27 protein-coding genes and 1 riboswitch are annotated in these 24,981 nt (G+C 63.5%); of the genes, 11 read left to right on the plus strand and 16 right to left on the minus strand.

From position 1 onward, the window contains the following. Positions 1 to 74: 74 nt before the first annotated feature. From O7A60_RS12060 to O7A60_RS12090, 7 genes are all read right to left on the minus strand, one after another. On the minus strand, positions 75 to 662 hold the full coding sequence (locus tag O7A60_RS12060) for an NAD(P)H-dependent oxidoreductase (RefSeq protein WP_027146490.1): 588 nt from the start codon (positions 660 to 662) through the stop codon (positions 75 to 77). Beyond that, complete coding sequence (locus O7A60_RS12065) at positions 662 to 1,243, minus strand: NAD(P)H-dependent oxidoreductase (RefSeq protein WP_337106448.1); 582 nt, start codon at positions 1,241 to 1,243, stop codon at positions 662 to 664. Before O7A60_RS12065 ends, O7A60_RS12060 begins: the two co-directional genes overlap by 1 nt. Positions 1,244 to 1,451: 208 nt before the next feature. Then, positions 1,452 to 2,855 (minus strand): FAD-binding oxidoreductase, encoded by a 1,404-nt coding sequence (locus tag O7A60_RS12070; RefSeq protein WP_337106548.1) that lies wholly within the window; start codon positions 2,853 to 2,855, stop codon positions 1,452 to 1,454. Then, complete coding sequence (locus tag O7A60_RS12075; RefSeq protein ID WP_337106449.1) at positions 2,855 to 4,159, minus strand: cytosine deaminase; 1,305 nt, start codon at positions 4,157 to 4,159, stop codon at positions 2,855 to 2,857. Before O7A60_RS12075 ends, O7A60_RS12070 begins: the two co-directional genes overlap by 1 nt. 4 nt (positions 4,160 to 4,163) lie before the next feature. Continuing rightward, positions 4,164 to 5,012, minus strand: coding sequence for an ABC transporter permease (locus O7A60_RS12080; RefSeq protein WP_337106450.1), 849 nt, complete (start codon positions 5,010 to 5,012; stop codon positions 4,164 to 4,166). Next, positions 4,999 to 5,823: an ABC transporter ATP-binding protein gene (locus O7A60_RS12085; RefSeq protein ID WP_337106451.1), complete on the minus strand. Its 825-nt coding sequence runs from the start codon at positions 5,821 to 5,823 to the stop codon at positions 4,999 to 5,001. The genes O7A60_RS12080 and O7A60_RS12085 overlap by 14 nt, the downstream gene beginning before the upstream one ends. A gap of 11 nt (positions 5,824 to 5,834) precedes the next feature. Then, positions 5,835 to 6,839 (minus strand): ABC transporter substrate-binding protein, encoded by a 1,005-nt coding sequence (locus O7A60_RS12090; protein ID WP_140718065.1) that lies wholly within the window; start codon positions 6,837 to 6,839, stop codon positions 5,835 to 5,837. 267 nt (positions 6,840 to 7,106) lie between these two features. Between O7A60_RS12090 and O7A60_RS12095 the strand changes: the two genes are divergently transcribed. Together O7A60_RS12095 and O7A60_RS12100 are read left to right on the plus strand one after the other, a co-directional pair. After that, the gene (locus tag O7A60_RS12095) at positions 7,107 to 7,490 is read left to right on the plus strand and encodes a RidA family protein (RefSeq protein ID WP_337106453.1); all 384 of its coding nucleotides are present in this window, start codon (positions 7,107 to 7,109) and stop codon (positions 7,488 to 7,490) included. Positions 7,491 to 7,545: 55 nt separating this feature from the next. After that, positions 7,546 to 8,349: a creatininase family protein gene (locus O7A60_RS12100; protein WP_337106454.1), complete on the plus strand. Its 804-nt coding sequence runs from the start codon at positions 7,546 to 7,548 to the stop codon at positions 8,347 to 8,349. A 4-nt stretch (positions 8,350 to 8,353) separates the two neighbouring features. On the opposite strand, the gene O7A60_RS12105 is transcribed toward O7A60_RS12100, so the two are convergent. Then, positions 8,354 to 8,863 carry a tyrosine phosphatase family protein gene (locus O7A60_RS12105; RefSeq protein WP_140718059.1) on the minus strand — a complete coding sequence of 170 codons (510 nt, stop codon included), beginning with the start codon at positions 8,861 to 8,863 and terminating at the stop codon, positions 8,354 to 8,356. Then, entirely contained in the window at positions 8,860 to 9,906 is a 1,047-nt protein-coding gene (gene cobD, locus O7A60_RS12110) for a threonine-phosphate decarboxylase CobD (RefSeq protein ID WP_337106455.1), read from the minus strand. Before cobD ends, O7A60_RS12105 begins: the two co-directional genes overlap by 4 nt. On the opposite strand from cobD, the gene cbiB reads away from it, so the two are divergent. Continuing rightward, positions 9,905 to 10,879 (plus strand): adenosylcobinamide-phosphate synthase CbiB, encoded by a 975-nt coding sequence (gene cbiB, locus O7A60_RS12115; protein WP_337106456.1) that lies wholly within the window; start codon positions 9,905 to 9,907, stop codon positions 10,877 to 10,879. The genes cobD and cbiB overlap by 2 nt on opposite strands. Here the strand turns inward: cbiB and cobO are convergent. From cobO to O7A60_RS12135, 4 genes are read right to left on the minus strand one after another with little or no spacing between them, the layout of a single operon-like run. After that, the gene (cobO, locus tag O7A60_RS12120; protein ID WP_337106457.1) at positions 10,876 to 11,490 is read right to left on the minus strand and encodes a cob(I)yrinic acid a,c-diamide adenosyltransferase; all 615 of its coding nucleotides are present in this window, start codon (positions 11,488 to 11,490) and stop codon (positions 10,876 to 10,878) included. The two genes, cbiB and cobO, sit on opposite strands and share 4 nt — an antisense overlap. 1 nt (position 11,491) lies before the next feature. Continuing rightward, entirely contained in the window at positions 11,492 to 12,007 is a 516-nt protein-coding gene (gene cobU, locus O7A60_RS12125) for a bifunctional adenosylcobinamide kinase/adenosylcobinamide-phosphate guanylyltransferase (protein ID WP_337106458.1), read from the minus strand. After that, entirely contained in the window at positions 12,000 to 12,803 is an 804-nt protein-coding gene (locus tag O7A60_RS12130) for a CbtA family protein (RefSeq protein WP_337106459.1), read from the minus strand. Before O7A60_RS12130 ends, cobU begins: the two co-directional genes overlap by 8 nt. A 15-nt stretch (positions 12,804 to 12,818) precedes the next feature. Continuing rightward, entirely contained in the window at positions 12,819 to 12,998 is a 180-nt protein-coding gene (locus O7A60_RS12135) for a CbtB domain-containing protein (RefSeq protein ID WP_140502595.1), read from the minus strand. Between the two features lie 36 nt (positions 12,999 to 13,034). After that, positions 13,035 to 13,233, minus strand: a riboswitch (cobalamin riboswitch). Positions 13,234 to 13,370: 137 nt separating this feature from the next. Here O7A60_RS12135 and O7A60_RS12140 point away from each other — a divergent pair. Beyond that, on the plus strand, positions 13,371 to 14,558 hold the full coding sequence (locus tag O7A60_RS12140) for an aromatic ring-hydroxylating oxygenase subunit alpha (RefSeq protein ID WP_337106461.1): 1,188 nt from the start codon (positions 13,371 to 13,373) through the stop codon (positions 14,556 to 14,558). Here the strand turns inward: O7A60_RS12140 and O7A60_RS12145 are convergent. Next, a complete protein-coding gene (locus O7A60_RS12145) occupies positions 14,545 to 15,744 on the minus strand; it encodes an MFS transporter (protein ID WP_140751889.1) in 1,200 nt (399 codons plus the stop codon). The two genes, O7A60_RS12140 and O7A60_RS12145, sit on opposite strands and share 14 nt — an antisense overlap. A gap of 236 nt (positions 15,745 to 15,980) precedes the next feature. Here O7A60_RS12145 and O7A60_RS12150 point away from each other — a divergent pair, with 236 nt between their 5' ends. Beyond that, on the plus strand, positions 15,981 to 16,979 hold the full coding sequence (locus tag O7A60_RS12150) for a heparan-alpha-glucosaminide N-acetyltransferase (RefSeq protein ID WP_337106462.1): 999 nt from the start codon (positions 15,981 to 15,983) through the stop codon (positions 16,977 to 16,979). Further along, positions 16,976 to 17,446 (plus strand): methyltransferase family protein, encoded by a 471-nt coding sequence (locus tag O7A60_RS12155; protein WP_337106463.1) that lies wholly within the window; start codon positions 16,976 to 16,978, stop codon positions 17,444 to 17,446. The genes O7A60_RS12150 and O7A60_RS12155 overlap by 4 nt, the downstream gene beginning before the upstream one ends. A 93-nt stretch (positions 17,447 to 17,539) precedes the next feature. On the opposite strand, the gene O7A60_RS12160 is transcribed toward O7A60_RS12155, so the two are convergent. Further along, complete coding sequence (locus tag O7A60_RS12160) at positions 17,540 to 17,926, minus strand: MerR family transcriptional regulator (RefSeq protein WP_337106464.1); 387 nt, start codon at positions 17,924 to 17,926, stop codon at positions 17,540 to 17,542. Between the two features lie 139 nt (positions 17,927 to 18,065). Then, on the minus strand, positions 18,066 to 19,484 hold the full coding sequence (gene mgtE, locus O7A60_RS12165) for a magnesium transporter (protein WP_337106466.1): 1,419 nt from the start codon (positions 19,482 to 19,484) through the stop codon (positions 18,066 to 18,068). A gap of 374 nt (positions 19,485 to 19,858) precedes the next feature. On the opposite strand from mgtE, the gene O7A60_RS12170 reads away from it, so the two are divergent. The 5 genes from O7A60_RS12170 (at position 19,859) to sucD (ending at position 24,953) form a co-directional block, all read left to right on the plus strand. Continuing rightward, on the plus strand, positions 19,859 to 20,527 hold the full coding sequence (locus O7A60_RS12170; RefSeq protein WP_337106467.1) for a response regulator transcription factor: 669 nt from the start codon (positions 19,859 to 19,861) through the stop codon (positions 20,525 to 20,527). 123 nt (positions 20,528 to 20,650) lie between these two features. Next, positions 20,651 to 21,841 (plus strand): aminotransferase class V-fold PLP-dependent enzyme, encoded by a 1,191-nt coding sequence (locus O7A60_RS12175; RefSeq protein WP_337106468.1) that lies wholly within the window; start codon positions 20,651 to 20,653, stop codon positions 21,839 to 21,841. An 11-nt stretch (positions 21,842 to 21,852) separates the two neighbouring features. Then, entirely contained in the window at positions 21,853 to 22,803 is a 951-nt protein-coding gene (locus tag O7A60_RS12180; RefSeq protein ID WP_337106469.1) for an HpcH/HpaI aldolase/citrate lyase family protein, read from the plus strand. A gap of 51 nt (positions 22,804 to 22,854) precedes the next feature. Beyond that, the gene (locus O7A60_RS12185; protein ID WP_337106470.1) at positions 22,855 to 24,039 is read left to right on the plus strand and encodes a malate--CoA ligase subunit beta; all 1,185 of its coding nucleotides are present in this window, start codon (positions 22,855 to 22,857) and stop codon (positions 24,037 to 24,039) included. 14 nt (positions 24,040 to 24,053) lie between these two features. Beyond that, the gene (sucD, locus tag O7A60_RS12190; protein WP_337106472.1) at positions 24,054 to 24,953 is read left to right on the plus strand and encodes a succinate--CoA ligase subunit alpha; all 900 of its coding nucleotides are present in this window, start codon (positions 24,054 to 24,056) and stop codon (positions 24,951 to 24,953) included. Positions 24,954 to 24,981 lie beyond the last annotated feature (28 nt).

Raw genomic sequence — 24,981 nt, forward strand, 5'->3', positions numbered from 1 at the left:
TCCCCTTGTGGGAGATCCGACCTCGCTTCGCGAGGCCACCTTCTCCCACAAGAAGGGGAGAAGGGAAGTCCCGCTTAAAACCGCTCCAGCTTCGCCCGCACCTTCACCAGAAACGCCGCCCTCGTCGCCGGCGTCGAGGCATCCATCAAATAATGCGCCAGAAAGAACGTCTTGCAGCGTCTGGCGCATAGCGCCCGCATGCCGCGCAGCAAGGTCTTGCGTCCGGGTTGGCCGACGACGACGCTCCACCAGGTCGGCGCACCACAGGTGGTGATGACGCCGACTTTGGTCACATGCGTCATCAGCGACTTGATCCCTCCCTTGCCAGCCGGCAGCTTGAAAGCAATGTCGGTCGCCCACACCCGGTCGAGCCAGCCCTTCAACATCGCCGGCAGCCCGTACCACCAGGTCGGATAGACGAACAGGATCGCCTCGGCCCAGTTGAGCAGTTCGAAATGCGGCTTCAGCGCCGGATCCCGCGGCGCCTGATCGTTGTAGGAACGCCGCTCCTCGCAGCTCATCACCGGATCGAACTTTTCCGCATAAAGGTCGAGCAGCCGCACGTCCCAGCCCCGCCGCGTCAGCACATCCACGGCGGTATCGCGGACCGCGGCGCAAAAACTCTCCGGCACCGGATGGCAGTAGACGACGAGAACCCGCATCAGAATGCATCCACGCTGGCCGCGACCTTCGCCATGAAGGACTTCCGCGTCTCGTCGGTCGACAGGTTCATCGAATAGTGGGCGAGATAGGAGACCGGAGCGCCGGGCTTGATCGTGGCGCGCAGCATGCGCTTCACAACCTTGCGCGGCGGGTCACCCATCAGCATGGCGCGAAATCGGCTGCCGCCATAGGTAGTGACAGCCGTCAGCTTCCGGATGTTGTGTAGCGTCGGCAGCACTTTGCCATCGACAAGCTTGAACGACACGCCGGGCAGGAAGACGCGGTCGAAAAACCCTTTCAGGATCGCCGGATAGCCGTAATTCCATACCGGAAACGACAGCACCAGAGCCTCGGCTGCCTGTAGCCTCTGAATGTAGCCGGTAACCGCATCGCCTGGTCCACGCTGGTCGTGATAGCCGAGCCGCTCGGCCCGCGTCAGCCGCGGGTCGAAGTCCTCGGCATAGAGGTCGCAGTCATCGACCGTATGGCCCGCCGCCGTCAGCCGCTCGACGATCATCCGGTGCAGGCCGGCATTGAAGCTGGTCTCGACCGGATGGGCGTAGAGGACGAGGATGTTCATGGGAGGACATCCCGCAGGTCAGCGCGAGGCGCCCCGCTCTGCCCTGCCGGGCATCTCCCGCTCAAGGGGGGAGATTGGCGGTTTCGACGTCCCCAATCCGTTGCGGCGTTGGCAATTGGCGAAAGCCCAGGCGACATCCAATTTCCCTCGAGGGGGAGATGGCCGGCAGGCCGGAGGGGGGTGGCTTGGCGCCAACGCTTCATCGTTATCAGCCTGCCTTTTGCAGCCCCTTGAACAGAAAAGTCCGGCCCGAACGATAATCATAGTCCGGGTTTTCCCAGGCGATCATCTTGCCAGGGTTGAGCAGGCCTTGCGGGTCGGTCTCACGCTTGAAGGCGAGTTGCACCGCGTCCGTCTGCTTCATGCCGCCCTCTTCCAGCGTGTAGCGGTGCGGGTTGAAGATCGGGCAGCCATTGTCCTCGTACAGGCGGATGATCTCGTTGAGCCGCGCCTCGGTGGTGAAGTTGACCAGTGGCAGGCCAAAGCAGGTGATGTTGCCGTCCAGCCGCACGAATTCGAGATGCGAGAACACCTCGCCGGGAAACATCGCATCCGTTTTCTCGACCAGCGCCAGCTGGTTGGGAAAGGGATAGAGCGACTGCAGATAGGTAATCGCGGGGTCGACGCGCAGCGCCCTGAGCGTGGTGTGGTTCCAGGCCAGTTCATAGGCCGGCGGCAAGCCCTTTTTCTCCTCCGGCGCGGCAAGGGCGGCGTTGAAGATCACTTCGCCCCCAGCGCGGCGCGTAAAGGCAAGGAAGGCGTCCAGCCCATGCTGCGCCACCATGACGACGCAGATGCTTTGGCCTTCCCTGAAAAATTTCTGGTGCCGCTTGAAGTAAAGCTGCGGAACGGGTGCTGCGATCGGCGTGATCAGCTTGGTCAGGATGCCATCCTGGCAGGCCAGCGCATTGCCATAGCGGGCCGCATCCATGAAAGCGTCGAAGCCGACGATGACGTCGATCCACTCATAGGCTGCCGTCAGCGGCATCTCGACCTCTGATATGATGCCATTGGTGCCATAGGCATGGGTCACCTTGTGCAGGTCTTCGCCTGTCAGTTCGAGCACCCTCGGCTCGGCCTCCATCGTCACCACGCGCAAGCGCAGCACATTGCCGAAATCGCGCAATCCGCCGAAATTGATCGAGCCGACGCCGCCAGAACCGCCGGCGATGAAGCCGCCGATCGAAGCGGTGTTGTAGGTGGAGGGCGACAGCCTGAGCTCCTGTCCGGAATGTGCCCGTGTCGCCTTGTCGATGTCGGCCAGGATCGCGCCGGGTCCGGTCACCACGCGGCCTGGGCCGATCGACTTGATCTCATTCATCTCCGCAAGATTGAGCACCACGCCTCCCGACAGGGGCATCGCCTGGCCGTAATTGCCGGTGCCGCTGCCGCGCGGCGTCACCGGCACGCCATGGCGGTGACAGGCGGCAAGCACGCGGATCAGCTCGGCTTCGGTCTTCGGCGTCACGATCAGGTCGCCGGTGACATGGTCGAGCTGCTGTTTCAGAACCGGGCTGTACCAGTAGAAGTCGCGGCTCTTCTGCTGGACGATGGCCGGATTGTCGTCGAGCTTCATCCCGTCGAGATCGCGTTTCAGCGCCGAAACATCCATCATTCCACCATCAACTCGTCGAGTTCGGCATAGTCGGGCAATTGCCGGTCGATCGCGCGTCCGGCGCGCACGACGATGCGATCCGATTCGGGCCGCGACAGCAATTCCGTCCAGCTCCGACCTTTGAACAGCACGAAGTCGGCATCGCCTCCGGCGGCAAGCGTGCCGAAGCCATCGAGCCGCATCACCTTGGCCGGCGTCGCGGTGACCGCCTGCGGCCAGTCGGCGACCGGATGATCGAAATGCAGGATACGTGTCGCCATGCGGTAGACCTCCAGCATGTCGAGATCGCCATAGGCATAGAAGGGATCGCGCGTGTTGTCTGAAGCGACGGCCACCGGAATGCCCCTCGCCTTCATCTCATGCAGCAGCGTCACGCCACGCCAGCGCGGTGTGGTTTGATCAGCGCGACGATCTTGCAAATAGAGATTGCACATCGGCAGCGACACGATTGCGAGCCCGGCCTTCGCCACCTTGTCCAGCGTGTCCAGCACCTCGAGATCCGGCTGCCGCGCCAGCGAGCAGCAATGGCCGACGAGGATTTTTCCCTCGAAGCCGTTCCACAGTGCCGCCTCGGCGATCTTCTTCAGCGAGATTGCGGCGACATCGTCGGTCTCGTCGGCATGGAAATCGAGATCGAGCCCATGCTTGATCGCTTGCGCGAAAACGTGGTCGAGCAGCTCTTCCAGGTCTGGCACCATATAGGTGACGACGCCAAGCACGCCCTTGGCGGCGGCCACGCGTTTCGCCAGCCTGTCGAACCATTTTTTGTCGCGCACGCCCTCGATGCCGAGCAGGCAGGCACCCTGCAATTCGATGCGACCACGCCATGCCTCGCGCATCGTCTCGAACACCGGCCAGGAGATTTCCTCCTGCGGCGCGGCGCTGTCGATATGAGTTCTGAGCGCCCGGGTGCCATGCGCGTAGGCCGAGCGCAGCGAGAAATCCATGCGGCGCGCCACATCCTCGGCGCTCCAGCGGGCAGTGCGGTCGGCGCCCGTAGCGTTCAGAGCGCCCATGAACGTACCGTCGGGATTGGGCTTTCGCGGCCAGATATGGCCCTTGTCGATATGCGTGTGGCAGTCGACGAAACACGGCAGCACGACACGGCCGCCAAGGTCGATGGCGCCGGCCGATACCTTCGATGCGGCATGCGCAGCGGCGATGCTGGAAATCTTGCCGCCCGCGACGGTGATGTCGGTCAGCGCAAAACCATCTCTGTCGAAAGCCGCGGCAAGGCCCGGCGTCAGCGACGCGTGAAGCCGGACATTGGCGAGGTGATAGGGACCGGAGGTTGGTATCAAGGCACTAACGCTCCTGCTTCAGTGCGCTCTCGTGCCAGCGCCGCAGAATGAGATGCGAAATCAGCGACAGTACGAGGAAGATCAGGATGCCGGTAAGTGAAATCAAAAATAGCGCCGCGAAAAGCCTGGGTGCATTCAGCCGGTAGCCGGCCTCGATAATGCGCGAGGCGAGCCCCGACGACTGGCCGGTGGCGCCGGCGACGAACTCGGCCACCACGGCGCCGATCAGGGACAGGCCGCCAGCGATCTTCAGCCCGCCGAGGAAATACGGCATCGCCGCCGGCAGTCTGAGATAGCGCAGCTGCTGCCACCGCGTCGCGCCGTTGAGCTTGAACAGGTCGCGCAGATTGCGGTCGACCGAGTTCAGGCCAAGCGTGGTGTTGGACAGGATCGGGAAGAAGGCGACGATCCAGGCGCACAGCAGAAGCTTGGTCGTCTGATTGTCGACATAAATGTTGATCAGCGGAAAGATTGCCACGATCGGCGTCACCTGCAGCACGATGGCGAACGGGAAGAACGACATCTCCACCCACTTCGACTGCGCGAACAAGACCGCCAGGCCGACGCCGCCGACAACCGCGAGGAGCAGGCTGAGGAAGGTGATGCGCAAGGTGACCAGCAGTGCGGAAAACAGCAGGCCGGCATCGTTGTAGAGCGTTGTCAGCACCACGCCGGGGCGCGGCAGGATGTATTGCGGAATCTCGTTCCACACGCAGATACGATCCCACAGCCAGATCGCCAGGACCATGATTGCCAGCGGCAGCACCCAGCGGCCGATTCGCTCCAGCCGCTCCTGGCACACGCGCCGCGCTTCCTCGGGGTCGAGTTTCAACGTGCCGTCAATGACCGTCATGATGCGAGCCCGCAGTTGAATTGATGGCATTGACCAGCACATCCGAGGCCTGCCGGCAAAGGGCCGCATAATCCGGCGAGGTGCGAAACGCCTCGTCGCGCGGATAGGATGCCTTGATGGCGAGTTCGTCGAACACCCTGCCCGGCCGAGCCGCCATGACGACGACGCGGTTGGACAGAAACACGCTTTCGAACACACTGTGGGTGACGAAGACGACGGTGAAGCGTTCGTCCTGCCACAGTTCCAGCAGGTCGTTGTTGAGCTTGAAGCGGGTGATCTCGTCGAGCGCGGCGAACGGCTCGTCCATCAACAGCACGCGCGGCTTGGTCACCATGGCGCGCGCGATCGAGACGCGCATCTTCATGCCGCCCGACAGTTCGCGCGGCACGGCGTCTTCGAAACCGGTCAGGTGCACACGCGCCAGCATCTCCGTTATCGCTGGAGCTGCCTTGGCGCGGGAAATGCCTTTCAGCCTGAGCGGCAGCCAGACATTGTCGAAGACGCTGGCCCAGGGCAGCAGCGTCGGCTCCTGAAAGACGAAGCCGATATTCGCGCGGTCGAGCGAACCGCCGCCACGCCAGTCGAGCACACCTGATGTCGGCGTCGACAGGCCGGCAATCAGCCGCAGCGCCGTCGACTTGCCGCAGCCCGATGGTCCGAGCAGGCTCAGGAAATCGCCTTCCCGTATCGTCAGGTCGACATCGCTGAGCGCCGTCACGCCATTGGAAAAGACCTTGCCGACGCCACGCAGCGCCAGCAAGATCGGAGCCATGTCCGAGGCGGGCGTTTGCGCCACCTTTTCCCGCATCATGCCGAGCCGGCCTATTTCTTCAGCTCGAGCCCGACGCCCTTGTTGACGAAGGCCAGCGTGTAGGCCTTCGTGATGTCGATGCCTGCAGGCGTGACCTTGGCCTTGACCATCTTGTCGTAGAAACTCTTGATCCGCGCATCGGTCATGGCGCCGATGCCGAGCTTCTCGGTGTCACCGGAATCGGCAAGGCCGAACTTCTTCATCTGGTCGATCGAGAAAGCGATCTGCTCGTCGCTCATGTCAGGATTGTCTTTCTTGATCAGATCGTTGGCGGCCTTGTTGTCGCCGTAGAGGTACTTGTACCAGCCCTTGGCCGAGCCATCGACGAAGCATTGGACCACCTCGGGCTTCTTGTCGATCGTGTCCTGCATCACCTCGATCGTGGTCGAATAGGTATCCCAACCATAGTCGGCGAGCAGGAACTGGTTCGGCACGAAGCCGCCTTCCTTCTTGACCGCGAACGGCTCCGAAGTGACGTAGCCCTGCTGGATCGACTTCTTGTTGGCGAGGAAAGGAGCGGTGTTGTAGGTGTAGGGCGCGCGCTTTGAAGCGTCGAAACCGAGTTCGATGACCATCCACTGGAAGAAGGTCTGCGCACCTTCATCGCCCAGAATGTACTGCTCGGCGTTCTTCAGGTCTTCCCATTTGTCGAGCCCCTCACCGGGGTGGGACATGATGACCTGCGGATCCTTCTGGAAATCGGCGGCCACGACACGCATCGGAATGCCCTGCTGGACGGCATCGAAGGCCGACAGCAAATTGCCACCCATGTAGAAATCGATCTTGCCGGCAAGGAGCATCGGCCGGCCGCTGACCTGCGGGCCGCCCTGCATGATGGTGACATCGAGGCCGCAGGCGGCATAGGTGCCATCCGCCACGGCCTGGTAATAGCCGCCATGTTCCGGCTCGGCGAGCCAGTTGGTGCCGAAAGTCACTTTTTCATTCGCCGCCGCGCCCAATGTGCTGGCCGCAAGGAGAGCCACCACCGCGACCGAAATCTTCTGTTTCACGTACATTGACCACCACCCTTTATTTGCACCAGCGCGCTACGCGCCGTGCTTGACACCAAAGATTCAAGAAGCAAGACACATGCCACCGGCGTCGCGCGCCGGGACCCGCCCGCCTGCACCACAGCCATCTGCGAAAGCCGGAAAGGTCGTGCTGCACCGAAGGGCATCGTGCCTATTTTTTGAACGCCTGTCCACAATCGCACCGGCGACATGCACCGCATCTTGATGGTGCAATGCATCCGGCCTTAGGCTGGCGATATCCAGGAGATTGCCATGTTCAAGTTCCTCACCCCGAAGTCGATCAAGCCGCCCTTTGCCCGTTACAGCCACGGCGTCGAGGTGCCGGCCGGCAAGCGGCTGGTGCTGTGCTCCGGTCAGGTCGCCATCACGGCGGACGACCAGATACCGGACGACGCCGGCGCGCAGGCCGAACTCTGCTTCAGGAACATCGCGGCGATCCTGAGCGAGGCCGGGCTGGGGCTTGGCGACATCGTGCGCATCAATGCCTATGTCACCGACCGCGCGCATCTGCGGCCCTATATGGAGGTCCGCGACCGGCTGTTTTCGAGCCCGGCGCCGGCCTCGACGCTGATGATCGTTTCCGGCTTTGCCCGGCCCGAATTCAAGGTCGAGGTCGAGGCGATCGCGGCCGGGTGATCGACAGGCCGGGCACACCGCGCTAGGTCTGCCCTGATCATTTGAAAGGCGTGACATGACCGTAGCAAAAAGACGCGTCTGGTGGGGCGATTACCGGACAACCGAGTATGCCTCGATCGATCCCGAGACGACGATCGCGGTGCTGCCGGTCGCGGCGATCGAGCAGCATGGGCCGCATCTGCCCGTCTCGACCGACACTTCGATCATGAACGGCATGCTCGACACGGTGATCACACGCCTGCCCGAGGACCTCGATATCCGCATCCTGCCGGTCCAGGCGGTGGGCAAGTCGAACGAGCATCTGCACGCGCCGGGCACATTGACCCTGCCGGCAACGACGCTGATCGAGGCGTGGACCGAGCTTGGCCTGTCGATAGCGCGCGCCGGCGTGCGCAAGCTCGTCGTCGTCAATTCCCATGGCGGCAATGAAGAGATCATGGGTATCGTCACGCGCGAACTGCGCGTGCGCGAAAAGATGCTGGCGGTGAAGACCAGTTGGCAGCGCTTTGGCCGTCCGGCCGGCATGTACACCGAACTTGAGGACCGCCACGGCATCCATGGGGGCGATGTCGAGACTTCGCTGATGCTGCATTTCCGGCCGGATCTCGTCGACATCGGCAAGGCCGACAATTTCGTTTCCAACGTCGCCGACGCCGAGAAGGAATTCGCGCTTCTGCGCCAGACCGGCACGCATGCCTTCGCCTGGATCGCCAGCGATCTCAACCCGAACGGCGTGGTCGGTGACGCCAGCATTGCAACGGCAGAGAAAGGCCGATTGACGGCGGAACATCAAGCCGATGGCTTCATCAGCCTGCTGCGCGATGTGCGCAAGGCCAAGCTCGCCGAGTGGCTGAAGTAGCCGCCTAAATATCGATCTTGAGTGCGAACGGCGTGCCTTCGAAGGCGTCGGCGCCGCGCCCGATCGCTTCGATCGCCTCGATCATGCGGCCATTGCGCTCGAGCAGCGTATCGGCCACAGCGATCAGCCGTGGATTGGGCGTCGCCGAAGGCGACAGCGCGCGCAGCGTCTGCGCCAGTTCCACCTCGTCGCGTTTCGGCGCCAAAGCCGCTGCGATGATATAGGCCGAGGCGGTTGAGCGGCTGATGCCGGCATAGCAGTGCACGATCATCGGCTTTGCGCGGTCCCAGCGGCGCGCGAAATCGAGCAGGTCGCGCACATGCTCCTCGCCCGGCATGGTCATCCCCTCCTGCGCCACGGCGATGTCGTGCATGACCAGATGCAGATGGTTTTCCCGGGGGATCGAGGCTGGTCGAATTACGTCCGTTCCGGCGGCAAGCAGCGACAGCATGCGGTCGGCGCCGGTCCTGGCAACGGTTTCCTCGATCTTCGCCAGCGAGCAGACATGGATCATTGTTTCGAACCTTTCGACCGATCCTCGCGCCGTGACGCCCATTCGGCAAGGGCGGATTCAAGCCTGCGCCATTCCTCCTCGTTTGCCGGCAGGCCGGCGCGCAGGGCATTCGGCCGGTCGGAGAAATGCCGGAGCAGGATGCCACTCTCGCCAAGCGCGGAAAACAGGCCGCCGACATCGGGCAGACTGAGATAGCGGAACAATATGGTGCCGCCCGCGACGCGAACGCCGAACCGGCCAAACAGCGCATCAACCCGCACCACCTCATCCGCCAGCGACGCCCGCATCGCATCTTGCCAGTCGAGATCGGCGAGCGCGCGGATGCCGTATTCCAGCGCCGGTCCGGCGACGGCCCACGGCCCGAACTGCATGTGCAACCGTTCAGCCGTCGGCGCATCGGCAAGTGCGAACCCAAGCCGCAGGCCGGCCAAACCAAAGAACTTGCCAAAGGAACGCAGCACGACAATGCCGGCCTGGCCGACGTCGGCGGCGAGGCTGTGTTCGCGTGGACCGACATCCATGAACGCCTCGTCGACGACCAGCAGCCCGCCCTTGGCGCGAAGTCCGGCAGCCAGCACCAGCAGCCGGTCGCGCTCGATGATGCGCCCATCCGGATTGTTCGGATTGACGATGATGGCGAGGTCAGCGTCCGCCAACGCCGCGAAATCGCTGACCTCGACCACCTCATGCCCGGCAATCGCCGCCGCCCGGGCGTGTTCGGCATAGGTCGGCCCCAGCACCATCGCCTTGCCGGGCTTCACCAGCGAGGCCACGCGCGGCAGCAGGATTTGGGTCCCGGGCGCCGCCACGACGTTTCCAGCGGAAGGCGCGCCATAGGTGTTGGCCGCGATCTCTATCAGTTCGCGCCCACGCGCGGCCTCCGGCAACCGCCACAGGGAGGTGGCGGGCAGGTCGAAAAGCGGGTAGGAGTGCGGATTGATACCGGTCGAGAGGTCGACGAAAGGCAGCACGGCATTGGGGAAAAGCGCCCTTGCCCGGCCAAGACTTCCACCATGGTCCACCGCTCCTTCAAGAAGCTTCATGTCAGTCCTGATCGCTTTCCTGTCATTGGTTGTCGAATTCGTCCTTGGTTATCCCGACTGGCTGTTTCGCGCCATCGGCCATCCGGTGACGTGGTTCGGCAGGCTGATATCCTTTCTCGACTTGAGGCTCAACCGCGCCACTGATCCCGACGCACTGCGTCGTCAACGTGGTGTCCAGGCGCTTTTGGTCATCGTGCTGGTGCCGGCGCTGACAGGTCTTTGCGTGCAGCTCGTTCTACTCTGGTTCGTCCCCTTGGGATGGATCATTGCCGTCCTTCTGGCAACATCGCTTCTGTCGCAGAAGAGCCTGCATGAACATGTCGAAGCCGTCGCCGACGCGCTCGACAGTGGAGGCCTCGACATGGGCCGCGCCGCCGTCTCGCGGATCGTCGGCCGCGATCCCGAAACGCTGGACCGGGCAGGCGTCTGCCGTGCGGCGATCGAAAGCCTGGCGGAGAATTTTTCCGATGGCATCGTCGCCCCCGCCTTCTGGACCGGCGTTGGCGGGCTGGCCGGCGGCGCCGCCTACAAGGCGGCCAACACCGCCGATTCGATGATCGGCCACCACACCCCGCGCCACGAGGCGTTCGGCTGGGCGGCGGCGCGCTTCGACGATTGGATCAACCTGCCGGCATCGCGGCTGACGGCGCTGCTGATCGTGCTCGCTTCCTTCTTGGTCGAGGGCGCCGACCCCCACTGCGGCTGGCAAGCGGTACGGCGCGACGCGAAAAAACACCGCTCGCCCAATGCCGGCTGGCCCGAAGCGGCCATGGCCGGCGCGCTTGGGCTCGCGCTTGCCGGACCACGCAGCTATGGCGGTGTCATGGTCGACGACATTTTCATGGGCGAAGGCGGCCGCAGCGATGTCGACAGCGGCGATATAAGGCGCGCGCTGCAACTCTACCGTGTCGCTGATTTCCTGCTGATGGGCTTGTTCGGCCTGGTCGCGGTGATCGCTGTTCTGGTTTTCTAAAACTCGATGCCCTGCTGAGCTTTCACGCCCGCCGAGAAATGATGCTTGGTGACGCCCATCTCGGTGACCAGATCGGCAGCCTCGACCAGCGCTGGCTTGGCGTTTCGGCCGGTGATGACGACATGCAGGCCCTCGCGCCGGCCCTTCAGCGCCGCAACCACCTTGTCGAGATCGAGATAGTCGTAGCGCAACGCAATGTTGAGCTCGTCGAGCACGACAAGGTTGATCGAGGGATCGTCGATCAATTCCAGCGCCTTGGCCCAGGCGGCTTCGGCGGCGGCGATGTCGCGCTTCAGGTCCTGCGTCTCCCAGGTGAAACCCTCGCCCATCGCATGCCAGACGACGCGGTCGCCGAAGGCGGCAAACGCATCCTTCTCGCCGGTCTGCCATTTGCCCTTGATGAATTGCACGACGCCGACGCGCTTGCCGTGGCCGAGCATCCGCAGCGCCAGCCCGAAGGCGGCCGTGGTCTTGCCCTTGCCGGGACCGGTGTTGACGATCAGCAGCCCCTTCTCGACCGTCTTGCTCGCAACCTCGGCGTCCTGCACCGCCTTGCGCTTGGCCATCTTGGCGCGATGGCGTTCTTCATCCTTGTCGTCGATGTCAGTCATTTCACTTCACCTTGAGCGGTAGCCCCGCCACCATCAGCAGCACCGTGTCGGCAACCGCGGCGACCCGCTGGTTGAGCCGGCCGGCGTCGTCGCGAAAACGCCGCGCCAGCGCATTGTCGGGCACGATGCCTTGCCCGACCTCGTTCGACACCACGAACCACGGCCCGCGCGGCCGCGACAGCACGTCGGCCAGCCGTCGGCACTCCGCCTCGACGTCGTGATCGGCCAGCATGTGATTGGTCAACCAAAGCGTCAGGCAGTCGACAAGCACCGGCCGATCATCCGGCAAGGCCTCCAGCGCTTCGGCAAGGTCGAGCGGCGCGTCGATGGTCGACCAGCCCTCACCGCGCCGCGAGCGGTGCACCGCGATGCGCTCGCGCATCTCATCGTCATAGGTTTGCGCCGTGGCGACATACGCCCATGGCGGGGGCAATGCCGTCGCCAATGTTTCGGCGTGCGCGCTCTTTCCGGAGCGCGCGCCGCCGATGATGAAAGTCAGCTTGCCGCGATCAGGCAAAGCTGTCGCGCAAGCTGGTCGCCGTGCCGGTGAAGCGTCTACGCACCACGCCCACGACCGCGCCGAGCACCAGCCAGAACACCAGATTGGTCACCGTCACCGCCACCACGAACTGATGGTGTAGGCCTTCCGGGATAGGCGTCTCGAAACTGTCGGGCTGCGGCGCGCCTATGACATGCGGGGCGACGATCAGCAAGACGGCCAGGATGGTCAATGGCAGCGATCTGCGAAACACGATCAGGCCAAGGCCGATGGCGGTCGCCGCGGCCGTTGCCGTCCACCAGATCTGGCGCGCAAGCAGATCGGCCGCCGGCATCGCCGGCAGTTCCGGCTGCAGGCCGAGGCCTGGTGCCAGCGTGAACACGGCAAAGCCGGCCAGCCCCCAGAACACGCCCTTGCGCCAATTGCCGACGCCGCCGGCAAACTCGGAAACCGCGACCAGGACCAGCGCGAAGCCGATGCCGGTGACGATATTGGCAACCACGCTGAAGGCAAAACGCTCGACACCGTCGGCCGGCGCCCAGCCTTCATCTTCCTCCGCCGGTGCCTTGACTTCGGCGGGTGCTGGCGCGGCAGAACTCATCGCATTCCCAGCGGGCGCGACCGTGCTCACCGCATCGTTGCTCGCTGCTGGTGCAGCCGCGTGGTCATGGTGATGGCCGCCGCCGGCCTGTTCGTAGACTTCCGCCTTGAGGATCAGCGGCACTGTCGCATAGGCCTGCAGGCAGGCGAGAACGACACCGGCCACGAGCCCCGCGACCGCCGCGACGAACACGACGTTGCGAAACAGATTCATGATGTCAGATCCTCGTTAGTGGCAGGGAAACGCCATCGAGTGGCGATAGTCGTGGGCGGCATTGTGGACCGCATCGATATGCGAGAAACCGACAAAGCCGACGACGAACATGCCGAGCAGCGCCGCGAGCGCGAGCTGCATGAAGCGCGACTGCGAGGAGACGGAGGCGCCGAGGGAGACGGAAGCGGTAGTCATGTCTTGTCCTTTCGCCCTCCACCCGAGGGCATCGAAGTCAGTTTCCTGTCGCCGGCAGGTCTCCTGGCTCGCGGATAAGCGCCCTTCCCCACCTTCCCGAAGGAAAACCTTCAGTGGCATATGGAGAGGACTACCGCACACAGTTGCGGGGGCAGCCACGGCATTGGACAGGAATTCCTGTCCGCACCGCATTCCCTCTTGGCTCCAAAAAGGAACCGACGACGTTGGTGACTATAGGGAAATTCGCCGCGCGCGGCAAACCAAATTCCGACAGCCGCCAGCGCAGGAGCGTCGTATCGGCAAGGCCGCTCCCCTCCTGATTGACAAACTTCATGGCCGGGTGTCGGCTGCCAACCTGACAGGAAGCCAGCCATGCAGCGTGATGCCAGCGAGCGCGAGCCCTATAGCGGCCTGACCCGAACCGAGCCGACGCTGCCCTCATCGGCCTATTGGGACCAGGAGAACTATCAGTGTGATCTCGAAGCCATCTGGTACAGAAATTGGCTGCTCGTCTGCCGCGAGGCCGACCTTGCCCAGCCTTTGGCATTCCGCACCTTCCGCGTCGGTACGCAGGAAATCCTTGTGCTGCGCGACGACGCCGGCGAGTTGCGTGCCTTCCACAACACGTGCCGGCATCGCGGCTCGCAGCTTTGCCAGGAAAGCGAAGGACGCCTGAAGGCGCGGCTGATCACCTGCCCGTATCATGCCTGGTCCTATTCGCTGCGTGGCGATCTGGTGCGTGTACCGTCGAAATCGCTGCCTGACGGCTTCGACAAGGCCGACCACCCGCTTTACCGCGTTGCACTCTCGGTGTGGCGGGGCTTCGTCTTCGTCAATCTTGCTGAAGATGCCGCCGGCTCAGCGCAGTCATCCTTCGACCCGGCCTCCGGCGACCTCGGCAACTGGCCGCTGGACACGCTGGTGTCAGGCCATGTGCTGCGCAAGGTGATGAACTGCAACTGGAAGATTTTCTGGGAAAACTTCAACGAGTGCCTGCACTGCCCGGGCGTCCACAAGGACCTGTCGCGGCTGGTGCCGATCTATGGCCGCGGCCTGATGAGCCGGCATGACGATCCCGAATGGACGCGCCATGCCGACAATGATGCGCCGGAATTCTCCGGCGGCCTGCGCGCCGGGGCTGAAACATGGTCGCGTGATGGGCAGACGCATGGGCCGGTTTTCCCCGGCTTGACGCAGGCTGAACGCGCCGCCGGCCAGACCTACGCCACCAGCCTGCCCTCGATGTTCATCGTCGGCCATGTCGACTATGTCAGGACCGTGCGGCTGGTGCCGCTCGGTCCCGAACAGACCGAATTGACCGCCGAATGGCTGTTCGCGCCCGAGGCGCTCGCCGCCACCGATATCGACAACATCGTCGCCTTCGGCACACAGGTGCTGGAGGAGGATGCCGCGATCTGCGAGGTCAACCAGAAGGGCCTGCGCTCGATGCGTCATACAGCCGGCGTGCTGATGCCCGAGGAATATGAGCTGCACCGCTTCCAAAATTGGGTGCGCTCGCGCCATGCTGAGCTTTCGCTCTGTTTTTTTAGAGGGATTTAGGCAGGTAGCGCCAGGTCATGAGGCCACAAAACGCCGCCAGCAGGCCGAGCGTGACGAACACCGATCCCAATCCGAAGAAGGCCAGCACCACCGAATAGACCAGCGGCGGCGTCAATTCGGAAAAGTCGAGATAGGTGCGGTAGACCGCCGCCATCTGCGCGCGTTCATAGGAGCGCACCGAACGCATGAAGGCGGTCGAGCCTAGCGCGTCGAGCGCGATGGTGAAGAAGGCGCCGCACAACAGGAAGGCGCCGGTCAGCAACGGCTCTGCCGCTCCGACCGTGCCCGCCGCCAGCAGCGACGCCGACATGGCGAAATAGGCAAACGTCATGGTGCGTCGGCCGCCAAAGCGTTTTCCTGCCTTGCCCCAGAAGATCGCCATGAACAGCAGCGCATTGCCGGCCGAGACCAGCAGGCCGCCCGCCAGTTCACCCTCGCCGGTGATCACCATGAACAGCGGTCCATAGACGAAGAACGTCGTCCAGAAGCAGGACCGGCCGAAGGCGATCAGCCAGGCGAGCCTGAGCCTTGGCTGCGCCACGAAGCGGCCGATGTTGGCGAGCGGATTTGCGGGCCGCGTCTTGCCCGGGCGGATCGACGGGTTGTCGCCCAGCCGGTAGGTCCAGAACAGCGCCAGCAAAGCCATGGCGAAAACCGCCACCGCGCCATGCGCGGCATAGATGCCGAAATGCGCATAAAGGAAAATGCCAAGCGTCGGCCCGCCCGTCCAGGCAACCATCGACCACGCCATGCGCAGCGATTCGGCCTGCATGAAGTCGGTCTTGCGGATGTGGTCCATGATGTAGAGGTTGAGTGTGATCGACAGCGCACTGGCGCCCATGACGCGGCACAGCATGCCGGCGAGTTGTCCAGCGAGCGTGTGGGTGACGAAGAACAGCGAGCCGATGGCGAGCAGGCAGGCGCCTGCCGTGTAGACCCAGCGCCGTGCGAAGCGGCGGATCAGCATCGGCATGAACAAGGTCACCGACAGGCCGAGCATGGATACGACAGTGTAGAGGATCGAGACGATCTGCTCGTTGTGGAGTATCTCGTAGGCCTGGATCGGGATGACGCTCGACACCATGGCGCGGGCGAAGGACTCGACCGCGTAGAGCGAGGCGAAGGTGCGCGCATCCGCGGCCTTGAGGGCCGGAAGCCAGATCGGATGGCGCACATGCGTGGACATTGCTTCCCCAAAGCAGAATCGCGGCGTCAAATCTGCCGTGGACATTTCAGGCCCATTAAGAGGAAACCGACGCACAGCCGGCGAAAAGCGAAGCCGGCCAACGGCTTTCCCGCGCTGGCCCAATTCGGCGGCTGGCGCGTGCTCCGCCACGCGGTCCAGGCCAAGGCGACCGGTCTTCTTCTATCTGGTGCAACCGTGATAGTCGTCTTGGAGGGGCTGAATCAGATCGCGAGACCATGAGCATCCACACGCCGACCGCACCCGTTCCGGAGCCATCGAAGCGCATCGTTGCCATCGATATTTTGCGCGGCATCGCGCTGATCGCGATGGCAAGCTACCATTTCACCTGGGACCTGGAATTCTTCGGTTACACCGACCCCGGTCTCACCGCCTTCGGCTGGTGGAAGATCTACGCCCGCTGCATTGCCTCGACCTTCCTGTTCCTTGTCGGCGTCAGCCTCTATCTCGCCCATGGCCGACAGATCCGCTGGAACTCCTTCTGGAAACGGTTCGCCATGGTCGCCGGTGCGGCGGTCGCCATCTCGGTCGTCACCCGCATCGCCACGCCTGACGGATTCATTTTTTTCGGCATCCTGCATGAGATCGCGCTCGCCAGCCTGCTTGGCCTCGCCTTCCTGGGCCTGCCGGCGCTGCTGACGCTTGTCGTCGCCGCGCTGGTCATCGCGGCGCCAGTCTACCTGCGCTTCCAGGCCCTCGATCACCCCTGGCTGTGGTGGATCGGCCTTTCCGCCGTCAATCCGCGCTCCAACGACTACGTGCCGCTGTTCCCCTGGTTCGGCGCGGTGCTTCTCGGCCTCGGAGTGGCGAAACTCGCTTCCGCTTCCGGCATGCGGGCACGCCTGGCGAGCCTCGTGCCCGGCCGCTGGGCCAATCCACTGGTCTTCATCGGCCGCCACAGCCTGGCCTTTTACCTGATCCACCAGCCGCTGCTGATCGGTAGCGTCTGGCTGTTCTCGCAACTGATGCCGGCGCAAGTCGAGCCCCCGCAGGTCAATTTCCTGAAAACCTGCCAGCGCTCGTGCGAGCAGATGCGCAACGCAACCTTCTGTTCGAGCTATTGCGGCTGCATGCTCGATACGCTGCAAGGCGAAGGATCACTTGATCGGCTCTTCAACAACGACCAGACTGCGGACTTCAGGGCGCATCTGTCCGATCTTGCCGCAACGTGCACCGCCAAGACGGACGACAAGATGACCGAGGGAGGGACACAATGACCGAGCCGAAGCCTGGAGTGATACCGTGGCCGCCGGTGATCTACGCTGCCGCAATCGCCATCAGCATCATCCTCGGCATGCTCTATCCCTTGCCCTGGATCGGAGACCTCCTGGGCGACATTCTGTTCGCCGCCGGTTGGGTGGCGTTGTTCGCCGTCGCCGTACTCTGGTTCACCGCGATCCGCACCATGATGCGGGCCAGGACAACGCTCAATCCCAACGCCGTGCCCGATCATCTCGTCACGACCGGCCCCTTCGGCGTCACCCGCAACCCGATGTACCTAGCCAACACGCTGCTGTTGATCGGCGTTGCCTTCGTCTCGGGCATCGCCTGGTTTTTCCTGCTTGCCTTCGTCGCCGCCTTCGTCACCCAGAAGGTCGCGATCGAGGGCGAGGAAAAGATATTGGCGGCGAAATTCGGCAAGAAATACCGCGACTATGCCAAGCGGGTGCGGCGCTGGATCTGAGCCAGCGTTAAAGTTGCCAATCTTCCCCCTTGTGGGGGAGATGTCCGGTAGGACAGAGGGGGGCGCTGTCCCACCAACATCTCGAAATTTCGGCTAGGTGTTGACCCCGAGTTCGACCAGCCGCTCGACACAAGACTCCTCGGCCTGATCGAGTTCGGCCAGCGTCTCCTCGATGTCGCGGCGCTTTTGCCTGAGGTCCTCGCGCTTTTCCTCGATGCGCTTGATCATCAGCTTGAGCTGCCCGACCTCGCCCGGCGGCTCCTTGTACATCTGGATGATCTCGCGGATCTCGTTGATCGAGAAGCCGAGCCGTTTTCCGCGCATGATCTGCCGGATGAGGTGACGATCGGAAGGGCGAAACAGCCGCGTACGGCCGCGCCGCACCGGCTGCACCAGTCCCTCGTCTTCGTAAAAACGCAGCGTCCGCGTCGACACGTCGAATTCGCGGGTCAGTTCGGTGATCGAATAATATTCCCGCATTGTCACTCCATGCCGGAATTCCGGGTGATCGCCATGCGGCGTCGCCCATCTGTCCCGAACCAAACCCTTGCCCGCCGGAATCGACGCGGCACCCCGCACGAGCCTCGCACGGCATTTACGTAAAAGTCAATTAAGACGCTTACCGGACGCCGAACCACCAGGTCGCGAGGCCGAGGAAGGCAAAGAATCCAACGACATCGGTAACGGTGGTAACGAAAACCGCCGAAGCGACCGCGGGATCGACCTTGAACCGGTCGAGCAGCAACGGGATCAGGATGCCGGCAAGGGCCGCCACGAACATGTTGATGATCATCGCCGCCGCGATGATGCCGCCCAGATTGGGGTCATGGAACCAGACAGCCGCGACGATGCCGATCAGGATGGCGAAGACGATACCGTTGATGAAGCCGACACCCATTTCGCGGCGAATGATGCGGCCGGCATTGTAGATGTCGAGATCCCTGGTCGCCAGCGCCCGCACGGTGACGGTCATGGTCTGCGAACCGGCATTGCCGCCCATGCCGGCCACGATCGGCATCAGCACGGCGAGGGCGACGATGTGCTCGATCGTGCGATCGAACAGGCCGATCACCGATGCCGCCAAAAATGCCGTCAGCAGATTGACGAGCAGCCAGGGAACGCGCGAGCGCGAGGTCGCCAGAATGCTGTCGGAGAGCTCCTCGTCGCCGACGCCGCCCATGCGCAGCAGGTCCTCCTCCGCTTCCTGCTGGATGACGTCGACGACGTCGTCGATGGTCAGCACGCCGACCAGCCGCTCGTTCTCGTCGACGACGGCGGCCGACAGAAGGTCGTATTGTTCGAATTCCCGCGCCGCCTCTTCCTGGTCCATGGTGGCCGGGATGGCGTGCCGCGTCTCATGCATGACTTCCTCGACCTTGACCGCGCGCTTGGTGCGCAGGATCTGGTCGAGATCGATGGCGCCCAACAGCTTGAAGGTCGGATCGATGACGAAGATCTGGCTGAAGCGGTCGGGAAGGTCCTTGTCCTCGCGCATATAGTCGATGGTCTGGCCGACGGTCCAGAAAGGCGGCACCGCGACGAATTCGGTCTGCATACGCCGCCCGGCGGTCTCTTCCGGGTAGTCGAGCGAACGGCGCAGCCTGATCCGCTCGGTGAACGGCAGCTGCGACAGGATCTCGTCCTGGTCTTCCGGCTCCAGGTCTTCGAGGATGTAGACCGCATCGTCGGAATCGAGTGCCTGCACGGCTTGCGCGATCTGCGCATTGGGCAGGTTATCGACGATATCCATGCGGATCGCCTCGTCGACTTCGGTCAGCGCGGAAAAATCGAAGTCGGCGCCCAGCAGCTCGACCAGCGCGCGCCGCTGTTCGGGGTGCAGCGCCTCGATGAGGTCGCCAAGTTCCGACTGATGCAGGTCGTCGACTTGGCGCTTGAGGGTCAGCGTATCGCGATCGGCGATCGCCGCACCAATCTGGGCAAGGAAGGACGATAGGACGGCACCGTCCTCACCATAGATATCAGCGTGGTGCTCGTCGGCGGCCCTGGCGCCGGTCGTCCGTTCGTCCTGGCCTTCCACCAGCGCCTCCCGCCATCAGAATCCGGAAAAGTGCAAATCAGGTCTAGACCATGAGTCCGCAAAGTGGAAACCGGTTTTCGGTCCGGTGCCCATACAAAAGTGACGGCGAACCCGGAACGCTTTAACTTCGCAACATGTTCTTCCAACGCACGGGAATTTCAGGCCAAACATATGCTTGCCCGCTCACCGATGCCGAGTTGTCGTGCCCGCGAACTGTCGATTTCATCAAAAGCAGGCCACGCTTCGGTTTCCTGCGGCGCGACAGCCGATGTCGCTGGGGAAAGAGCACCCCCGCGCCATTGGAGCAGAATTGTCATGATGCAGGTCCAGGCATCGGCTGGACCCGCCAGACCGCAACAAAAAAGCGGAAGCCCTTGAAGATCAGGTCACGGACAGAGAACAAGGCAATCGAAGAGCGGCGCGTTCGCGTGGTCGTGGCCGAACGCAATCCGCTCGTCATATCGGCTCTGCGTGAAATGCTGAACTGCGACGGGCGCTTCGAACTTTTGGCCTCGGTACAAAGCGGCAGGCATTTCCTGGAGCTTGCGGCGGTACAGGAGTTCGATGTCGCCGTGATCGGCTGGAAGCTCTCCGACATGGACGGGGCGGACGTCCTGGCCGAGGTCCAGGGCCGCAAGCTCAACATCCGCATCGCGGTCTTCTCAAATGACCATGACATCGGCATCCTGAAACAGTGTGTGCGCCTCGGCGCGCAAGGCTACTGCTTCCAGTTCGACGATCCCGCCATCATTTTCGACACGATCCTGGCTGTCGCGCACGGCCGCATCTGCATCCCCTATATCGACATCAACAAGGTCAACGACACGCCTCTGTCCCGGCTTACCGTGCGCGAGCGTGAACTGCTGGCGGTACTGTCAGATGGCTGGACCAATTTGCAGATCGCGACCCGGACCGGGATCTCCGAGAATACGGTGAAGTACCATCTCAAGAATCTCTACGACAAGCTGGACGTCCGCAACCGCGCCATGGCGGTCGCGCTCTATTCACGAGAGAGGCGCAGCCAGAAGCAGCCTTTCGGGTAGGGCAACCGGGTAGGCCATACCCACCCGCACGCGGCAGGTTCTTACCCGCCAAGGTATTGTTGACATCAGCCGTCGAAACGAAACTCCCCACCACCGCTTTGCTGGATCAGGAGGAGTTCGCACATGGCCGGTTTCACCCATCTTTTCATTCCCGGGCCGACCAATATCCCCGAACAGGTGCGGCAGGCGATGAACCTGCCGATGGAGGACATGCGCGCGGCCACCTTCCCCGACCTCACCCTGCCCCTGTTCGAAGACATCAAAAGCGTCTTCAAGAACGAGACCGGCCGCGTCTTCATCTATCCGTCCTCCGGCACCGGTGCCTGGGAAGCGGCGATGACCAATGTGCTCAGCCCCGGCGACCGCGTTTTGATGTCTCGCTTCGGCCAGTTCTCCCATCTGTGGGTCGACATGGCCGAGCGGCTCGGCTTCGAGGTCGACGTGATCGACTGCGAATGGGGAACCGGCGTTCCGCTGGACCTCTATGCCGAGCGGCTGAAGGCGGACAAGACGCACCGCATCAAGGCGATCTTCTGCACCCAGAACGAGACGGCGACCGGCGTCACCAGCGACGTCGCCGGCTGCCGCGCAGCGCTCGACGATGCGAACCACCCTGCCCTGCTTTTCGTCGACGGCGTCTCGTCGATCGGCTCGATCGACTTTCGCCAGGAAGAATGGGGTGTCGACTGCGCCGTCAGCGGCTCGCAGAAAGGCTTCATGCTGCCGGCCGGCCTCGGCTTCCTGTCGGTCAGCAAGAAGGCGCTCGTGGCTTCCAGAACCGCCACCCACCAGCGCTGCTTCTTCGCCTTCGAGGACATGATCCGCGCGAACGATGCCGGCTATTTTCCCTACACGCCGGCAACACAGCTGCTGCGCGGCCTGCGCGCCTCGCTCGACCTGATCGAGGACGAAGGGCTCGACGCCATCTTCGCCCGTCACCATCGTCTCGCCGAAGGCGTGCGCAAGGCGGTCGATGCCTGGGGCCTGAAGCTCTGTGCCAAGGCGCCGAAATGGCATTCGGACACGGTCAGCGCCATCCTCGTGCCTGACGGCATCGACAGCGGCGACGTCGTCAAGCGCGCCTACCAGGCCTACCAGACGTCGCTCGGCGGCGGCCTCAACAAGGTGTTCGGCAAAGTTTTCCGCATTGGCCATCTCGGCTGGCTGAACGAGGTGATGGTGCTGGCCTCGCTGTCTTCAGCTGAAATGGCGCTGCTCGATTGCGGCGTCCGGCTGGCGCCGGGCTCCGGCGTCGGCGCCGCCATCCAGCATTTCCGCTCCTCGGCGGCAATGCCGGTCGCCGAAGCCGCCTGAGGGGAGAGAAGATGAGCCACACCATCAACCACCTCAAGAAACTCAGGCTCCAGCGCAGCGAGCTGGCGGTTCCCGGCTCCAGCCCGGAGATGATCGACAAGGCGGCCAACAGCGCCGCCGACTTCGTCTTCCTCGACATCGAGGACGCTGTCGCCCCGCCCGACAAGGAACGCGCCCGCAAGAACATCATCCAGGCGCTCAACGACATCGACTGGCGCGCCAAGGGCAAGACCGTATCGGTGCGTATCAACGGCCTCGACACCCATTACATGTATCGCGACGTCGTCGACGTGATGGAACAGGCCGGCGACCGGCTGGACACCATCCTGGTGCCGAAGGTCGGCGTGCCGGCCGACCTCTACATGGTCGAGGCCATGGTCAACCAGATCGAGATGGCCAAGGGATTCAAGACCCCGGTCGGCCTGGAAGCGCTGATCGAAACCGCGCTCGGCATGGCCAATGTCGAGGCCATTGCCGCCACTCCTGGCCGGCTGGAGGCGATGCATTTCGGCGTTGCGGACTATGCCGCCAGCAACAAGGCGCGGACCGTCAACATCGGCGGCCTCAATCCCGACTATCCCGGCGACCAGTGGCATTTCGCGCTGTCGCGCATGACTGTCGCCTGCCGCGCCTATGGGTTGCGCGCCATCGACGGGCCGTTCGGCGATTTCTCCGATCCGGAAGGCTACAAGGCGGCCGCCAGGCGCGCCGCCGCACTCGGTATCGAAGGCAAATGGGCGATCCATCCCTCGCAGATTGCCTTGGCCAACGAGGTGTTCTCGCCGCCGGAGAAGGAAGTCACGCGCGCCCGCCGCATCCTCGAAGTGCTGAAAGAGGCCGAGGCGCAGGGCAAGGGTGCTGCCGCGCTCGACGGCAAGATGATCGACGCCGCATCGGAACGCATGGCACGCAACGTGCTGGTGGTTAATGACGCCATCGAGCGCGCCGGCCAGCTTAACTAGCCAACGAGAACCGCGCGTCGCGGCACTTCGACGATTTGGGGAGGAGAAAAAATGGACATCCACGAATATCAGGCCAAGGAACTGCTCGCCCGGCATGGAGTGCATGTGCCGCGCGCCGGCCTGGCTTATAGTCCCGAACAGGCGACCTACCGGGCGCGCGAGATCGGCGGCGGCAAATGGGTGCTGAAGGCGCAGGTTCATTCCGGTGCCCGTGGCAAGGCCGGTGGCATCAAGCTTTGCGCCAATGACGAGGAGATCTCGAGCGCCGCCGAAGCCATGCTCGGGCGCAAGCTGGTGACCCACCAGACCGGCCCGCGCGGCAAGCTGATCTCGCGCCTCTATCTGGAGGAAGCCGTCGACATCGCGCAGGAGCTCTATCTCGGCTTCGTGCTCGACCGCAAGGAAGAGCGCGTCATGATCGTGGCCTCGGCCGCCGGCGGCATGGAGATCGAGGAGATCGCCGAAAGAGCGCCGGATTCCATCATCCGCGCCACCGTCGATCCGGGCGTCGGCATGCAGCGCTTCCAGGCGCGCGAGATCGCCTTCGGGCTCGGGCTGGAGGACAGCCTGATCGGCAAGGCGACCGAGACCATCTTCAGCTGCTACCAGGTGTTCCGCGACTACGACGCCTCGATGCTGGAGATCAATCCGCTGGTGGTGACCCGCGACGGCAGCCTGGTCGCCCTCGACGCCAAGATGTCGTTCGACGAGAACGCGCTGTTCCGGCGGCCGGAAATCTCCGAATTGCGCGACAAGAGCCAGGAAGACCCGCGCGAAACCTTCGCCAGCGACCGAGGCCTCTCCTATGTCGGCCTCGACGGCAATATCGGCTGCATCATCAACGGCGCAGGGCTCGCCATGGCGACCATGGACATGATCAAGATCGCCGGCGGCGAGCCGGCGAACTTCCTCGACATAGGCGGCGGCGCTTCGCCCGAGCGTGTGGCGAAATCCTTCCGCGCCGTGCTCGGCGACAAGAATGTCGAAACCATCCTGGTCAACATCTTTGCCGGCATCAACCGTTGCGACTGGGTTGCCGAAGGCGTCATCAAGGCGATCCGCGAGGTAGGCGTCAACGTGCCGCTGGTGGTGCGGCTGTCCGGCACCAGGGCCGAGGAAGGGCGCAAGATCCTGGCCGATTCCGGCGAGGCGGTGATCGTCGCCGACACGCTGGCCGAAGCCGCCGAAAAAGCCGTCGCCGCCTGGCGCGCGGCCACCAAGAAAAAAGCAGCCTGAGGGAGGACGGAAAAATGGCAATCCTGCTCAACCGCAGCACGCGCGTCATCGTGCAAGGTTTCACCGGGAAGATCGGCAGCTTCCATGCCGAGGACATCAAACGCTACGGCACCAAGCTGGTCGGCGGCGTCACCCCCGGCAAGGGCGGCCAGACGCATCTCGGCCTGCCGATCTTCAACACCGTCAAGGGCGCGGTGCGCGAAACCCGCGCCGAGGCGAGCATCGTCTTCGTGCCGCCGCCCTTTGCCGCCGATTCGATCATGGAGGCGGCGGATGCGGGGATAAAGCTCTGCGTCTGCATCACCGACGGCATCCCCTCGCAGGACATGATGCAGGTCAAGCGCTACATGCGCCGCTACCGCTTCGAGGACCGCATGCGGCTGGTCGGTCCGAACTGCGCCGGCATCATCACGCCGGGACAGGCGCTGATGGGCATCATGCCCGGCTCGATCTACCTTCCCGGCCGCGTCGGCATCGTCGGCCGCTCGGGCACGCTGGGCTACGAGGCCGCCTCGCAGATGAAGGCGCTCGGCATCGGCGTCTCGACCAGCGTCGGCATCGGCGGCGATCCGATCAACGGCTCTTCCTTCAAGGACATTCTGAAGCTGTTCGAGCAGGACGACGAAACCGACGCCGTGGTGATGATCGGCGAGATCGGCGGACCGCAGGAAGCCGAAGCCGCGATCTGGGCGCGCGACAATATGAGAAAGCCGCTGATCGCCTACATTGCAGGGCTTTCCGCGCCAAAAGGCCGCCGCATGGGCCATGCCGGCGCCATCATCTCGGCCTTCGGCGAGTCCGCGCAGGAGAAGGTCGAGATCCTGAAAGAGGCCGGCGTCATCATCGTGCCGACGCCGTCGTCCTTCGGCGATGTGGTGGCCGATACGCTGGAGCGGACGAAGAAGGCTGCATAACCTTCACCAACAAGCGGCCGCGGCCGTT

The organism is Mesorhizobium salmacidum (SeqCode), from assembly GCF_037179605.1.
Taxonomy (GTDB): Bacteria; Pseudomonadota; Alphaproteobacteria; order Rhizobiales; family Rhizobiaceae; genus Mesorhizobium; species Mesorhizobium salmacidum.